The sequence below is a fragment of the Nostoc sp. genome, from assembly GCF_036919595.1.
GTDB lineage: Bacteria > Cyanobacteriota > Cyanobacteriia > Cyanobacteriales > Nostocaceae > Nostoc.
This window is the reverse complement of sequence record NZ_JBALCO010000190.1, coordinates 1-13,348: the sequence shown is the minus strand read 5'-3', so window position 1 is coordinate 13,348 and position 13,348 is coordinate 1. Positions and strand designations below refer to the sequence as shown.

The following is a 13,348-nucleotide window of genomic DNA, read 5'->3' as shown; positions in this document are numbered from 1 at the left end:
AAAAGTAGGGAAACCAATGATAGCTTGAGAGGATAGAAAACAAGTAACAACCCATTGTGAAGAATTCAGTATTAATTGCCCTCCCCCTATTAGCATGTATAGTCCTGTTGCCAGTTAGCAAAGCTGATCTTGCCCAAGGTTCAACCAATCATGCCATCAAAATGTCTTCATTTAACCTCAGTTCCCAAAAATGGAAAAACCGCGTTCTACTAGTCTTTGCACCGTCTGTTGATAACCATACCTATCAGCAGCAAATGCAACTATTGCAAGAGCATAACAGCGGTTTTGCAGATCGGGATTTAGTTCTTGTTCAGGTTTTGGCAACAGATGAAAGCTATGCCAACAGACAGCCAATAGATGAGTTTTCTGCTGCCAAGTTGCGCGATCGCTTTGGGGTTGACAAAGGAAATTTCCGCGTGATTTTGGTGGGCAAAGATGGTGGTGTTAAGCGCAGTGATGCTACACCAGTCCAGGCGACAGCAATTTTTAAAGAAATTGACGCTATGCCTATGCGTCAGCAAGAAATGCAAAAGCGAGGCCGAAAGTAACTAGAATTGCTGGAGTTACAGCTATTTTCAGGTAAATAGACCACAGCGTAGGGGCACAGTATTGCTGTGCCTTTACGACAGATGTGGTTCAAATACTTGAATTCTGCTGTAAGATTAGCCCTTTCAAAGTGTAGGCATAAAAATAAGGTTTTTTTCGCATCTTCGTATTGAGTCAGGTTTACCAAGCTCAAAACAATATCACAGAAGCGATTTCTGTGTATGATCAGGGATTAACTTTACTCAATCCCCACTATGCCAAAGCGGTGTCCGCTTACCAGAATGCTGCCATCACCCAAGAAATGCTCGCTATGAAAAGGGGGTAGCACTGCTAGAACGGTTAAGGAGGGAATTCAATATTATCTGAAAAAATTAGTAGGGGCGCAAGACCTTGCGCCCCTACTAATGTACAAATAATTTTGGATAATTTATTTTTTGTCAGTCCCTAAAATGAACTACAATGACTGAAATTGGCCTGATGATGATGGACGTGTTAACAATAAGACAAGCATCTGGGGCCAATTTGCCACAGCAGCAATTATTTCAGATGGAAAATGACGTAAAGCAGTCAAAACAGAGTCAGTTAGAGATAACGGCTCAAGCGACACCACCTGAATTCATTCAGACAGATGGGATTTACCAGGCTTCTCCCTGTGTGATCGCAGTGGATAAAGAACACATACTTAAGAAAATCAGTAAAAAGAATCAGTTCCTAGCTTCTAACTTAGGTGAGTCTAAGAAGTATTCTCAGTCTGGAGGTAAAGTCCGTGCAAAGGCTACAGGACGGTTCCAGAAGTTTAGTAGCCAACTACCTATTATTAATTTCGGTAGCTCTGGTGTTCCTGTCAGAGCCTTACAACAGCTTTTAGTGTCTAACGGTTATGCCGTAAGAGTAGATGGGATTTTTGGCGCGCTGACAGAGACTGCTGTCAAAGCTTTTCAAAACCAGCGGAATTTAGCAACAGATGGAATAGTTGGTCAACGTACTTGGCGGGCGTTGACAATTTAGACGCAATTAATCGCCTCTGCTTGAGCCACAGTAATCTCAGAATCTGCAATTGCTTGCTCTAGTACAGTTTTGCGTAAAAACGTAGCGTTTTTAATGAAGAGAAACACATTAACATTGCCGCCGACGCATTGGCATTGTAAAGCGATGCATTAACATTGCAGCCGACGTATTGGCATTGTAGAGAGATGCATTAACATTGCAGCCGACGCATTGGCATTGTAAAGCGATGCATTAACAATGCGACCGACGCATTGGCATTGTAAAGCGATGCATTAACAATGCGGCCGACGCATTGGCATTGCAAGGTATGTCATACTTCTGCACTGCCATCGTGTGAGGCAAGCGATGCTTGATTACATTTGACAACGAGGCACGTAAATTCTGAACGCTGTTCGCATTCGGATCATCGGGATTGTCTGAAAAAACTTCAAAAAAAGGACGACCAACGACCTGTTCTCGTTTTGTCTTCGTTGCCCGGAAGTAAGCATCACTTCCCGCGACAATCATAAAGTCGAGTGAGTAGACGATATACAATCCCGGTATCGATTCAAATAAGGTTTGAAAATTCAGCATCCATTCCCTCGCTCATCCTTCGCCAAAGTAATCAAGCAGTAGGGATTGAGGACTCGTTCGATAGGCTGAAACGAGGCTAAAACCCTCTTGCCTCCTGCCTCCTGTCTTATCCTAACGGCAGATGTTGCTTATATACATCATTTTTTATGAGATAAGCTAATGAATTATATTAGCTTTGCAATCTTTCCAAGTCTATAAAGCTATAAATGACAGATCCTTGTTAAAGTGATGGTTATGAGTGTTAACACGACGCAACCCACCTTTTACAGGAGTATACATAATATTAATATTAAATTACTTAGGGCGAACGATGGGAATTGAACCCACGAATGGTGGTACCACAAACCACTGCCTTAACCACTTGGCTACGCTCGCCATTCAACAATTTGAATTATAGCAATTATTTGGCAAGCGATCAAGAGTTTTTGTTCAAGGAACGGACTCAGTTGATTTAGAGTCTCTGAAATCTAACAATTACAAGGAATTTTACTTGGCAAACATGAAACCTTTAACTATCATTGCATATACTGGAGCAGCAGCAGGACTCGCTGCATTAGGTGTGACAATGGCGAAGACTAATCCCAGTCAGGTTGAATATGAAGAATATGCAGTGCAACGGCTAACAGAATACTTAAAAACCGATGTATGCAAAAAAACCACGAATATTATCGAAAATTTAATCCGTTTTAATTGTGATAAGTTGGTTGACTCGGCTAACCCGCAAATCCAAGAAATTATTGCCAGGACTACAGAAAGACAAAATTACATGATTTTTAGTATTTACCGTACAGATTTAAAAATAAATTCTTGGATGCCTTCTTACAAATTTGAAACGGTGGGAGCCTTTGATCAATTTTATACTTACACTGCTAAAGAAGAATGAGACAAGCAGGAGTGGGAGAATATAAAAGTGATTAATAATACTTGTATTTAGTAGTTGAGAATAGTTTCAATAATCACCATAGTACTTATAACCACCAGCTTAATATTAAGTAAAATATGAGAATTAATAACTGAGAGTTTAAGCTTTGCCGATGTCATCTGCCTATCTGCTAGTATCTCACGGAAGTCGCGATCCGCGCCCAGAAATTGCTATGCAGCAACTAGCAAAGCTGGTATGCAACAAATTGCCAAAAAACTACAACCCATCAAATAACGAATATTTGGTTGGTATAGCTGCTTTGGAAATGAGTTCTCAGCCTTTATCCGAGCAGATTCAACAATTTGCCAAGAGCGCTTTTTGCGATGCCAAATTATCTGAAAACGAGAGTCGCCTGAAAATTGTACCGCTATTTCTGCTGCCGGGAGTGCATGTCATGACAGATATTCCAGCCGAAGTAGCACTAGCACAACAGGCTCTTGGTCAAGATATGATCATTGAGTTGCAACCATATTTAGGCTCTCACCCAGATTTAGAAAAATTACTGGCAAAGCAAATTGCTACTATAAAAGCACAAGCATGGATTTTGTTAACTCATGGTAGCCGTCGCCCCGATTCTGAAAAACCAGTCCAAGCAATAGCAGGAAGTTTGGGAGCAGTGGTTGCTTATTGGTCTGTACCTCCTAGTTTAGAATCACGAGTCAAAGAGTTGGTAGCTGCTGGTTATCGGGAAATTGCAATTTTGCCATACTTTTTATTCGCTGGTGGAATAACCGATGCGATCGCCGCCTCAATAGAGGAGCTAAAATTACAATTTTCTGCGGTGAATTTCCAATTGGCAGAGCCACTAGGAGCAAGTGCAGAATTAGCCGAGCTAATTTGGGATTTAACAGATAAATGAACCGCACAATGACAGAGAAAAGCAAGTATTTGGGAAAGGTTTATTTAGTAGGTGCGGGGCCAGGAGATCCAGGACTAATTACCTTAAAGGCGAAAGGTTTATTGGAATGTGCAGATGTCGTTATCTATGATGCCTTAGTGAGTCCGGCAATTCTGGCAATGATTAATCCCCAAGCAGAGCAAATTAATGCTGGTAAGCGTGCGGGAAGACATTCGTTGTTGCAGTCAGAAACAACTCAATTGTTGATTGATAAAGCGCAGGATAATGCAATTGTGGTGCGGCTAAAAGGTGGCGATCCATTTATTTTTGGTCGCGGTGGCGAAGAGATGGAAGAATTAGTCAAAGCGGGAATATCAACTGAAGTTGTGCCAGGTATCACATCGGGGATTGCAGCGGCCACCTATGCAGGTATCCCTTTGACTCATCGTCTTTATAGTTCATCAGTGACATTTGTTACTGGTCACGAGGCGGCAGGTAAATATAGACCGATAGTGAATTGGAGTGCGATCGCCCACGGTTCTGAAACGATTGTAATTTATATGGGAATTCACAATCTGCCTTATATTGTGGAACAATTAAATGCAGCTGGGTTGAATTTAGAAACACCCATTGCTTTGGTGCGCTGGGGTACGCGGCCAGAACAAGAAGAATTGATTGGCACTTTAGAGACAATTGTCAAACAGGTAGAGCAAACTGGATTTGGTGCGCCTGCGATCGCAGTAATTGGAGAAGTAGTAAATATGCACAGTATTTTGTCTGGTTGTCGTCCAGTTTAATAGTTGGCACAAAAAAAGAAAAATCTACAAGTGTAAAGAAAGCCCTTTAGATGGTAGGGGTTTTCTCTTCAATGTTTTTAACTTTCTCGAATCCAAAATGCCAATCCTCCTGCACGACCGCGAGCTGCAATGAAATCTTCCGTCTGTAAAAAGAAGCCGAAGAAGGGTAGTTTAGCTATGGGCAGGTTGTAGAAATCTTCTGTTTTAATTTTACCAAAACGGATTGGTCTGTTGTAAACGACACGACCAAACAGACTGATAAGCATGTGGTTAAAGTCAAACGCCAATAAATTTTTCTTACTGAAATATTGCACTGGCCCCGTGAGCTTCAACAAAAGTGGGCCATATTTAACCTGATTAACAATTTCGCCTCTGCCTGAATCCTGTTCCAAAGTGGCATTAAAGGAAACATGGATTGTTATAAACTTGGGTACATACAAACCCTTGCCTAATACAATTCCCCCGCGCTTTCTAACTTTATTAGTGCCAGTGACAAAGCAAAGTTGCCATTTACCTAAAAGAGACTCAAACGGATAGGTTAACCGTTGCTGCTTGGCAGATTTTTCTGCTTGTAGCAACGCATTTACTAATATTTCAGGATTAGGACGTGTGCCTTTGTGTTCTCGATACGCAGCCGCAGCCTCGGATAGCACGGTCACAAAGTCAAATGTCGCTGTAGATGTCAAATCAGCGGTCATGAAGGCACTCTGGATTTAAGTATTTCTTTGCTTTTCTGATAGATTGTAGCGTTATAGGGAGCAGGGAAGAGGTCTTTTGATGGCTGGTTATGAGATTTTTTCAGGATTAAGTGTCTTCATGAGCTAGATTGATTCTCTTGTAGGGTGGGCTGCGCCAACGGCGGTAGACATCCCTCCCCGATGAAAATAAATACAGTGTGTCTAGACCTTTGGCTCTTGTTAATGACCAAATTCTGTGACAATGGTTAACAATAAGCCGGAATACTGAATCTAAGCTACTCATGAGCCAGAGTTATCAAAACAGCCCTTTGCCAGGCAAACCCGTTCAATCATATTTCCATTGGTTATACGCTTTCTGGAAATTCTCTCGCCCTCACACGATTATTGGTACAAGTCTGAGTGTGTTGGGTTTGTATTTAATAGCCATTGCTGTTTCCTCGACTGGTTTTTCTGGCATTCCACTGAGTCGAGTTTTGGGTGCGTGGATTGCTTGTCTATGTGGCAATGTCTACATTGTGGGGCTGAATCAATTAGAAGATGTTGAGATAGACAAGATTAATAAGCCTCATTTACCGTTGGCATCAGGTGAGTTTTCTCAACAGACGGGCCAATTAATTGTGGCTTTGACTGGGATTTTGGCGCTAGTTGTGGCGTGGCTAACTGGGCCATTCTTATTGGGCATGGTAGCAATTAGTTTGGCCATTGGTACTGCTTATTCTTTACCGCCAATTCGCTTGAAACAGTTTCCATTTTGGGCAGCCCTGTGTATTTTTTCGGTGCGCGGCACGATTGTTAATTTAGGATTGTATTTGCACTATAGTTGGGTGCTGAAACAAAGCCAAGGAATTCCGCCTGTGGTGTGGGTGCTGACGTTATTTATCTTGGTGTTTACCTTTGCGATCGCTATCTTTAAAGATATCCCAGATATGGAAGGCGATCGCCTCTATAATATCTCTACTTTCACTATCGAACTCGGTTCCCAAGCTGTGTTTAATCTGGCTCTTTGGGTGATAACTGTCTGCTATTTGGGGATAATTATAGTTGGTGTGCTACATGTTGCCTCAGTTAACCCTATATTTCTGGTAATTGCCCATTTAGCGCTGTTAGTTTGGATGTGGTTGCGGAGTTTGGCAGTAGACTTACAAGATAAAAGTGCGATCGCTCAATTCTATCAATTTATTTGGAAACTATTTTTTATCGAATATCTGATTTTTCCTATCGCCTGCCTTTTGGCTTAAACAATGTTAGAAACCTTCCCCACTAGTTCTCTTATCCCTGCTCTTATAGTTGTTATCAGTCTATCAATTCTTGGCTATTTCGCTTGGAAAACTTTGATGACCTCAGACTTGTTTCAAAAAGGAATCAATCTTACTCAAGCAAAAGATTACCAAGGTGCAGAAGCAGCATTTCGCAAAGTGATTTCCCTTAACTCTACTAATGATGTGGTGCGCTTGTTTTTGGGGGATGTTTTAAACCAGCAAGGTCAACTAGAGGAAGCAACAGAATTATTCCAGGAAGTGATTCGCCGCAGTCCGAAAAATCCTGATGCTTACTTGCGTCTGGCGAATATTCTCATGCAGCAAGAGCGAGAAGAGGAAGCCAAAACTAACCTGCTACAAGCTAAAAATTTATTGCAAAAACAACGTCAACCTGAAAAGGCTAAAAAAATCACTCAACTGTTAGATAAAATGAGTACTAAATCAAGTCAATCTGAAGTTTAGTGAAAACAAACTATTGATCAAACTTCAGATTGACTACTTTTACGCCCTTATACGTCAACTCCCCAAGTTATTGCCAAATCTATAGTAACTACTGCAATCCAAACAAGAGTGTTAAACTTGTGGCTAAAAATGTTGTTCAGTATAAAAAAATTATATGTGCAATTAGACAATTGAGATTTTGCCTCAGCTTCATGAGGTCTAGCAGGTTTATTAATCAATCGTCTGAAACTTTTACGAATGGATTTTAACATTAGTTTTAAAATCAACACAATATTTATAATTCCAGATTATATAATCTTTATCTAAATAAAATCTATTGTTTTTATTGCTCATTTGTGGTATTAATAAGGAGTTATTTGAAATAGTGATTCATCATCTAATCCCTGACTTTTTGAAGTTGGCATAATGAAGGACAGTATTTTTGAATTTTTTACTGTAAAAATATTGAATTATATAATAAAAATATAAAAATTAATAAAAAAAGTTTTTGCCATATCTAAATAGTTGAATAAAGTGTGTAGAAATGGGAAATTATATTCAGTTTCAGTTACTTGTAAACTCAGGAATTAAAGTAACAAAAATGCTGAAAAGCAAGAATATACTAGCAGTAGCTATTATCTGCTTGTGTTTGAATAATGCTAATACTGCCTTTGGTAAAGATGTTGGCGTTGTTTTATCAAAAATTAGCGGCTCAAATCAAGCAGCAGTTCCTCAGAGAAAAAATGCAGTTGCTAACTTTGAGCAAGGAACCAATCTCTACAAACAAGGAGATTTAAAAGGAGCAGAAGCGGCTTTTCGTAAAGCAATTGAACAAGAACCCAACTTTGCACAAGCTTATATTGCTTTGGCAAATACTCTCAACGATCAAGGTAAACCACAACAAGCGATCACACAATACAATAAAGCCATCAGCTTCGATCCTAAAGACTCTGGAGCCTACTTAAATCTGGGTTTGACTTTAGCAAAACTGAATCAGTTAGAAGCTGCGATCGCCCAATATAAGAAAGCCCTCAGTCTTGATCCCAACTATGCAGACGCTCACTATAACTTAGGAAATGCTCTCTACGCTCAAGGAAAGCCAGCAGAAGCAGTCGCCGAATATACAGCAACCATCCGCCTCGATCCAAAAAATCCAGCAGGTTATAATGCCTTGGGAAATATTCTGTACGCTCAAGGCAAACTAGAAGAAGCGATCGCCCAGTATAAACAAGCCATTAGCTTCGATCCCAATCATGTAGACGCTCACTATAATTTAGCAAGTGCTTTTTACGCCCAAGGCAAGCTAACAGAGGCAATCGCCGACTATACAGAAGCGATTCGCCTTGATCCCAAACATGCACAGGCTCACACGGGTTTGGCAAATGCGATGGATGATCAAGGGAAATCAGAAGAAGCGATCGCACATTACAAAAAAGCCATTAGCCTCGTACCCAACGATGCATATACTTACTATAATTTGGGAATCACTTTGGGAAGGGAACAACAGCTAGAAGAAGCGATCGTTAATCTCAAAAAAGCCAAAGAGTTATTCCAAGCTGAGGCAAACAAGGAGATGGTTGAGCAGGTTGATCAGCTAATCCAAAAAATTAATACCCAAACGAATTGAATAAAGGGCATTGGACACTTGTACCCATGACTAAAGAAAGGGGCAAAGTCTACCTCGTAGGTGCTGGACCTGGAGATGTGGCATACCTGACGGTAAAAGCTTACAATCTCTTGGCTGCTGCTCAGGTTTTAGTCTACGATGCCCTGGTAGATGCTCAATTATTGCAGTGCGTACCACCTGATTGCTTGAAGTTGGATGTCGGGAAACGCGGTGGTAAACCCAGTACAACCCAAGCACAGATTAATAACTTACTAGTAAAGCATTGCCAGCAAGGAAAACAAGTTGTCCGGCTCAAATCAGGCGATCCGTTGATTTTCGGGCGTTGCACTTCCGAAATTGAAGCCTTGAAAGCATTTGGTTGTGATTTTGAACTAGTACCTGGAATTTCCTCAGCCCTTGCAGCACCTTTGTTAGCAGGAATTCCCCTTACAGATCCGGTGTTGAGTCGCACTTTTGCTGTGCTTACAGCTCATGAACCAGAGGTTTTAGACTGGGAGGCACTCTCACGCTTAGAGACACTGGTAATTTTGATGGGAGGGCAACATCTGCCAGAGATTGTCCATCAACTGGTGCGACATGGGCGATCGCACTTAACACCCATCGCGATCATCCGTTGGGCAGGAACTCCTCGTCAACAAATTTGGACAGCGCAACTGGGCAATATTCTGGAACAAACCAGCGAATTATCCCTTTCCCCGGCAGTAATTGTGATTGGCGAAGTTGTTGGGCTACGCAAGTACTTACAACCTGAGAATATATATTTAGACGAAATTATCAGGCAGGAGCCTGGAGAAACGCATTCCCAGGCAGAACCTGGGAACGAGAGTACTCCCACACCCCAACCTATGTCAAGTAACTTCCCCCCCTCATCTCCTCTTCCCCTGACTGGCAAAACAATTCTGGTGACACGTTCAGTAGGACAGTCGAGCCAATTTAGCGATCGCCTGATTGCATCAGGTGCAACAGTGATCGAAATGCCCACCTTAGAAATCGGCCCGCCCTCCAGTTGGAAAGCTTTGGATGATGCGATCGCTCATTTATCTGACTTCCACTGGTTAATTCTCACTTCTACCAATGGCATAGACTACTTTTTTGCAAGGCTAATCGCCCAAGGTAAAGATACCCGTGCCTTAGCAGGCGTCAAAATTGCCGTTGTTGGCGAGAAAACAGCTCATAGTCTCAAACAACACTCTCTCCAACCAGATTTTATTCCCCCCAACTTTATCGCCGATTCTTTAGTGGAAAATTTCCCAGAGAAACTGGATGGTAAAAAGGTTTTATTTCCCAGAGTTGAAAGCGGCGGCAGAGAAGTTTTGGTTAAGGAATTAACTCTTAAGGGAGCAAAGGTGATAGAAGTTGCCGCATATCAATCTTGTTGTCCTAGTGGTATTCCACTTGAGGCAGAGTTAGCTCTCCAAAACCGCAAGGTAGATGTGATTACCTTTGCCAGTTCTAAAACTGTACAATTTTTCTGTCAACTTACTAACAACATATTTTCCAGCAACTTTGATATTAGTCAATTCTTAGAAGGAGTTTCTATTGCCTCTATCGGGCCTCAAACCTCCAAAACTTGTCATGTTTTATTCGGACGCGTGGATATAGAAGCTGAAGAATATACTTTAGATGGTTTAACTCAAGCAATAATAACATGGGCGACAAATTATTAGTATTAAATGACCAATGTCTAAACGTATAATCGGCTTAACTGGAGGTATTGCCACAGGCAAAACCACTGTCACCAATTATTTAGCTAGCGCTTATAACCTGCCGATTTTGGATGCAGATATTTATGCCAAAGAGGCAGTATCTTTAGGTTCGCCTATTCTTGGTGCGATCGCTCAACGTTACGGCGAACAAATTTTACTACCAGATGGCAGCCTCAACCGTCAAAAGCTAGGTGAAATTATCTTTAATCGTCAAGATGAACGCAACTGGGTAGAGAATTTGATTCATCCAGATGTGCGCGATCGCTTCCTCAAAGCAATTGCCCAATCTTCCTCACAAACACTGGTGTTAGCAGTGCCTCTATTATTTGAAGCTGGGATGACTGATTTGGTTACAGAAATCTGGGTAGTGCATTGTTCTCAAGAGCAACAACTACAAAGATTAATACAACGAAACCATTTAAATAGAGAACAGGCACGAGCCAGGATCAACAGCCAATTCCCTATCGAAGAAAAAGTGACTCATGCAGATGTCGTTTTAAATAACTCCTCCACCTTAGAAGTATTACTAGAGCAGGTAGATGTAGCCCTAAAAATCACTAGTAAGGACTAAATGCTATTTATCTTAAAAAAGATACATAGATGACATTCTCAAGACATAAAAGCTTTATAAATTTTTGAATTATCTAGTTAAATAAAAGAATGTCATATCTGACTTATTCTTGTCCAATAATTCGGTGATTTTACAGTTGAAGCTGGAATTGATGGTACTGTAAATTTAAATAGTCGTCTGACAAAAGATATTATTGAGTAAAATCAAACACTAATTAAAACATTAATAACTAAAAATTAAGATTTAAGAAAAAGTAATTTAAAATCATCTATCTTAGTTTTAAAATTATTATTAATTATCTGATAAACAAACTGCTTAATTAGACATTGGGTGATAAATTGCTTTTACTAGCTGTCAATGTGGTTAATTACTAACTAGATTGTCCACCTGTTCAATTCTAGATTGGCGATTGAAAGAGATTTAGATTCACCTAAAGTCCAGAACTCTTTGTTATAGATTTATTCTTTGGAATAACTAATTTATATCTTTGCTCACAACAGGTATGAACTTAAGTTTTAGTTTTTTAAGTAAGTTAACCCTATTTAGCTTTCCAGCAACCGAATTAAAAAAGAAGAATAAAATACACGATTATAGCCAACAAGTTTGGGGAAGCGACTACGTATTTGAGCGCCTCAATGAAGGAATGATCGGGTACATGACTGGAATCGGGAAAGGTGTTAAACTGCGCGATCGCATTATTTTACGACAAGATTGTGAATCTTATCAATATCAAGTTGAAGAAATTGATTACTACTCCGAGCCATCTGATATGTGGATAGCTTTACTCAAGCAAGTACTGGTTGAGTAAATTAGGACTTACGCAAAAAACCTCTCAAACTCTCATTCCTCCGTGTACTCTGTGTCTCTGTGGTTCGTTCTTTCATAACCCGTGCGTAAGTCCTGTAAATGTTAAAGTAAACCAGTTGTTTCAATTCCATTCTTGCGATACCTGCGGCTTGCCACTAAAAGCGTCTACCCATAGCCTGAAACCTTTATTTATCAAGATATTGAACTTTCTCAATTTCACCAGAATTAGTCACAAGAGAAAAAGTTTCCTGCCCCAGACCAGAACTTTTACACCATAAATTGGGCTACTTCCCTTAATTGGATAAAGTCGAACTAAGCTGTTGAAGAAACTTAATATTCAAATCTAGCTTTTCTCCTAACCATAGGGAATGAATCGCGTGGTCTGCGACAGCATCGCCTGTGTCAGGGTGGACGAGAATATCCAATCCCTCACGATTGAGCATTAACCAGGGAACAACTTTATCAAACTGATTCGGTAAGAAAGCAACTTGATACATTCCTTTTGGGTGAGGCCCGATGGGCTTGTCAAACCAGCGTCCGAGTTGCACATCAAACCTAGCGCCCAATCCTTCACGTACACGCGCAGCTACATCGCGACTTGCGGTATCGAAGTAAATATGAGCATGAAAACCAGTGATCTCGATAGTATCTTCTTTCATAGATCCGCTTTTTGCTCTCAACTCTAATTTTGGGTAACGGACTTTTTCTTTCTCACTGAAAAAGCGATGTCTACGACGGGCTACGCCTACGCTCAATTTTAGCCTAATACCGTGCAGTTAAGGATCGTTTGTGGAGATTGACTCTACAGAGGTCATCGATTCAGGTAAGTAGGTAGGCGAGAATAAACCAAATTTAGAATTTGGTTTGCTAAGATTTATGCAATGTTAGTAGTTAGTTAACCCTGAAAGTTGGTTGAAGTTTTTTTTATAATTTCATCTGTTATCGGAGTAGCTGAAAGATGCACAACATGCACTGAACAAGGAGCATGGTGAAGAACGTAGTTACTCACACTACCGAGAAATAATTCCATCAGCTCAGAACGACCCCGACGCCCCATGACAATTAGGTCAGCACCATAACTATGGGCTAAATCACAGATGATGCGACCAGGATTACCAATATTTTGTGCAAATTCCGTAGTTACACCTGCTGTGTTAGCTTCGACAGAGAAAGATTGCAGCATCTGGATTCCTTGATCTTTAAAGGTATCCCACTGCTTTTGGTATAATTCAAAGCTTTGACTACTTAATCCCGGATAGTAGTCCAAATTAGACAGCATAGGCCCGTAAGGACTACCGTCTTCTTCGGGAGATAGGACATGCACTAACATTAAGCTAGCTTGTGTTAACTTTGCTAAACCCAACGCCTTCTCAAAAACTTGTTGCCCTATTTCCGAGCGATCTAATGCAACTAGAATCTTTTTAAACATCATATAGACCTCCGATTTCATTGGTAATTTGGGGACTTCCAAAGAATAAATTAATCAACAAAAAACAAGAATTCACGCTTTGATAATAATGATAATCATTTTAAGGGGGAGAAAGCGGTTGCCGTC

The 13,348-nt window shown here is 40.6% G+C and carries 16 protein-coding genes and 1 tRNA gene; 12 read left to right on the top strand and 5 right to left on the bottom strand.

Going from position 1 to position 13,348, the window contains the following annotated elements:
• Window positions 1–56: 56 nt before the first annotated feature.
• The 3 genes from V7K21_RS29340 to V7K21_RS29330 all read left to right on the top strand — a co-directional run bounded on the left by V7K21_RS29340 (window position 57) and on the right by V7K21_RS29330 (window position 1,554).
• Window positions 57–548 (top strand): DUF4174 domain-containing protein, encoded by a 492-nt coding sequence (locus tag V7K21_RS29340; protein WP_335179452.1) that lies wholly within the window; start codon window positions 57–59, stop codon window positions 546–548.
• 167 nt (window positions 549–715) lie between these two features.
• Window positions 716–871: a hypothetical protein gene (locus V7K21_RS29335; protein ID WP_335179450.1), complete on the top strand. Its 156-nt coding sequence runs from the start codon at window positions 716–718 to the stop codon at window positions 869–871.
• A gap of 134 nt (window positions 872–1,005) precedes the next feature.
• On the top strand, window positions 1,006–1,554 hold the full coding sequence (locus tag V7K21_RS29330; protein WP_335179448.1) for a peptidoglycan-binding domain-containing protein: 549 nt from the start codon (window positions 1,006–1,008) through the stop codon (window positions 1,552–1,554).
• Window positions 1,555–1,785: 231 nt separating this feature from the next.
• On the opposite strand, the gene V7K21_RS29325 is transcribed toward V7K21_RS29330, so the two are convergent.
• Both V7K21_RS29325 and V7K21_RS29320 read right to left on the bottom strand, forming a co-directional pair.
• On the bottom strand, window positions 1,786–2,127 hold the full coding sequence (locus tag V7K21_RS29325; protein WP_335179446.1) for a PAS domain-containing protein: 342 nt from the start codon (window positions 2,125–2,127) through the stop codon (window positions 1,786–1,788).
• 302 nt (window positions 2,128–2,429) lie between these two features.
• Window positions 2,430–2,502: transfer RNA gene (locus V7K21_RS29320), tRNA-His, on the bottom strand.
• Window positions 2,503–2,626: 124 nt separating this feature from the next.
• Between V7K21_RS29320 and V7K21_RS29315 the strand changes: the two genes are divergently transcribed.
• The 3 genes from V7K21_RS29315 (at window position 2,627) to cobA (V7K21_RS29305) (ending at window position 4,684) form a co-directional block, all read left to right on the top strand.
• Window positions 2,627–3,010: a DUF4359 domain-containing protein gene (locus tag V7K21_RS29315; protein ID WP_273764716.1), complete on the top strand. Its 384-nt coding sequence runs from the start codon at window positions 2,627–2,629 to the stop codon at window positions 3,008–3,010.
• Window positions 3,011–3,161: 151 nt separating this feature from the next.
• Window positions 3,162–3,908 (top strand): sirohydrochlorin chelatase, encoded by a 747-nt coding sequence (locus V7K21_RS29310; protein ID WP_335179443.1) that lies wholly within the window; start codon window positions 3,162–3,164, stop codon window positions 3,906–3,908.
• Window positions 3,905–4,684 (top strand): uroporphyrinogen-III C-methyltransferase, encoded by a 780-nt coding sequence (gene cobA, locus V7K21_RS29305; RefSeq protein ID WP_335179441.1) that lies wholly within the window; start codon window positions 3,905–3,907, stop codon window positions 4,682–4,684. Before V7K21_RS29310 ends, cobA (V7K21_RS29305) begins: the two co-directional genes overlap by 4 nt.
• A gap of 77 nt (window positions 4,685–4,761) precedes the next feature.
• On the opposite strand, the gene V7K21_RS29300 is transcribed toward cobA (V7K21_RS29305), so the two are convergent.
• A complete protein-coding gene (locus V7K21_RS29300; protein ID WP_335179439.1) occupies window positions 4,762–5,382 on the bottom strand; it encodes a hypothetical protein in 621 nt (206 codons plus the stop codon).
• A gap of 281 nt (window positions 5,383–5,663) precedes the next feature.
• On the opposite strand from V7K21_RS29300, the gene V7K21_RS29295 reads away from it, so the two are divergent.
• The 6 genes from V7K21_RS29295 to V7K21_RS29270 all read left to right on the top strand — a co-directional run bounded on the left by V7K21_RS29295 (window position 5,664) and on the right by V7K21_RS29270 (window position 11,794).
• The gene (locus V7K21_RS29295; RefSeq protein WP_335179437.1) at window positions 5,664–6,620 is read left to right on the top strand and encodes a homogentisate phytyltransferase; all 957 of its coding nucleotides are present in this window, start codon (window positions 5,664–5,666) and stop codon (window positions 6,618–6,620) included.
• Window positions 6,621–6,623: 3 nt separating this feature from the next.
• Window positions 6,624–7,103: a tetratricopeptide repeat protein gene (locus tag V7K21_RS29290; protein ID WP_335179435.1), complete on the top strand. Its 480-nt coding sequence runs from the start codon at window positions 6,624–6,626 to the stop codon at window positions 7,101–7,103.
• A gap of 580 nt (window positions 7,104–7,683) precedes the next feature.
• Window positions 7,684–8,709, top strand: coding sequence for a tetratricopeptide repeat protein (locus V7K21_RS29285; protein ID WP_335179433.1), 1,026 nt, complete (start codon window positions 7,684–7,686; stop codon window positions 8,707–8,709).
• Between the two features lie 26 nt (window positions 8,710–8,735).
• Window positions 8,736–10,376: a uroporphyrinogen-III C-methyltransferase gene (cobA, locus tag V7K21_RS29280; RefSeq protein ID WP_335179431.1), complete on the top strand. Its 1,641-nt coding sequence runs from the start codon at window positions 8,736–8,738 to the stop codon at window positions 10,374–10,376.
• A 13-nt stretch (window positions 10,377–10,389) separates the two neighbouring features.
• Entirely contained in the window at window positions 10,390–10,986 is a 597-nt protein-coding gene (coaE, locus tag V7K21_RS29275) for a dephospho-CoA kinase (RefSeq protein ID WP_335179429.1), read from the top strand.
• 502 nt (window positions 10,987–11,488) lie between these two features.
• Entirely contained in the window at window positions 11,489–11,794 is a 306-nt protein-coding gene (locus tag V7K21_RS29270; protein ID WP_335179427.1) for a hypothetical protein, read from the top strand.
• Between the two features lie 292 nt (window positions 11,795–12,086).
• On the opposite strand, the gene V7K21_RS29265 is transcribed toward V7K21_RS29270, so the two are convergent.
• Together V7K21_RS29265 and V7K21_RS29260 are read right to left on the bottom strand one after the other, a co-directional pair.
• On the bottom strand, window positions 12,087–12,452 hold the full coding sequence (locus V7K21_RS29265) for a DOPA 4,5-dioxygenase family protein (protein ID WP_335179425.1): 366 nt from the start codon (window positions 12,450–12,452) through the stop codon (window positions 12,087–12,089).
• Between the two features lie 236 nt (window positions 12,453–12,688).
• A complete protein-coding gene (locus V7K21_RS29260) occupies window positions 12,689–13,222 on the bottom strand; it encodes a universal stress protein (RefSeq protein ID WP_335179514.1) in 534 nt (177 codons plus the stop codon).
• Window positions 13,223–13,348: the final 126 nt, after the last annotated feature.

What these genes read in the sequence shown, in the direction of transcription:
- V7K21_RS29270 (WP_335179427.1), top strand. Translation starts at nt 11,489, where the DNA reads ATGAACTTAAGTTTTAGTTTTTTAAGTAAGTTAACCCTATTTAGCTTT.
- coaE (WP_335179429.1), top strand. Translation starts at nt 10,390, where the DNA reads ATGTCTAAACGTATAATCGGCTTAACTGGAGGTATTGCCACAGGCAAA.
- V7K21_RS29315 (WP_273764716.1), top strand. Translation starts at nt 2,627, where the DNA reads ATGAAACCTTTAACTATCATTGCATATACTGGAGCAGCAGCAGGACTC.
- V7K21_RS29330 (WP_335179448.1), top strand. Translation starts at nt 1,006, where the DNA reads ATGACTGAAATTGGCCTGATGATGATGGACGTGTTAACAATAAGACAA.
- V7K21_RS29260 (WP_335179514.1), bottom strand. Translation starts at nt 13,222, where the DNA reads ATGTTTAAAAAGATTCTAGTTGCATTAGATCGCTCGGAAATAGGGCAA.
- V7K21_RS29265 (WP_335179425.1), bottom strand. Translation starts at nt 12,452, where the DNA reads ATGAAAGAAGATACTATCGAGATCACTGGTTTTCATGCTCATATTTAC.
- V7K21_RS29300 (WP_335179439.1), bottom strand. Translation starts at nt 5,382, where the DNA reads ATGACCGCTGATTTGACATCTACAGCGACATTTGACTTTGTGACCGTG.
- V7K21_RS29285 (WP_335179433.1), top strand. Translation starts at nt 7,684, where the DNA reads ATGCTGAAAAGCAAGAATATACTAGCAGTAGCTATTATCTGCTTGTGT.
- V7K21_RS29290 (WP_335179435.1), top strand. Translation starts at nt 6,624, where the DNA reads ATGTTAGAAACCTTCCCCACTAGTTCTCTTATCCCTGCTCTTATAGTT.
- V7K21_RS29325 (WP_335179446.1), bottom strand. Translation starts at nt 2,127, where the DNA reads ATGCTGAATTTTCAAACCTTATTTGAATCGATACCGGGATTGTATATC.
- cobA (WP_335179441.1), top strand. Translation starts at nt 3,905, where the DNA reads ATGAACCGCACAATGACAGAGAAAAGCAAGTATTTGGGAAAGGTTTAT.
- cobA (WP_335179431.1), top strand. Translation starts at nt 8,736, where the DNA reads ATGACTAAAGAAAGGGGCAAAGTCTACCTCGTAGGTGCTGGACCTGGA.
- V7K21_RS29295 (WP_335179437.1), top strand. Translation starts at nt 5,664, where the DNA reads ATGAGCCAGAGTTATCAAAACAGCCCTTTGCCAGGCAAACCCGTTCAA.
- V7K21_RS29310 (WP_335179443.1), top strand. Translation starts at nt 3,162, where the DNA reads ATGTCATCTGCCTATCTGCTAGTATCTCACGGAAGTCGCGATCCGCGC.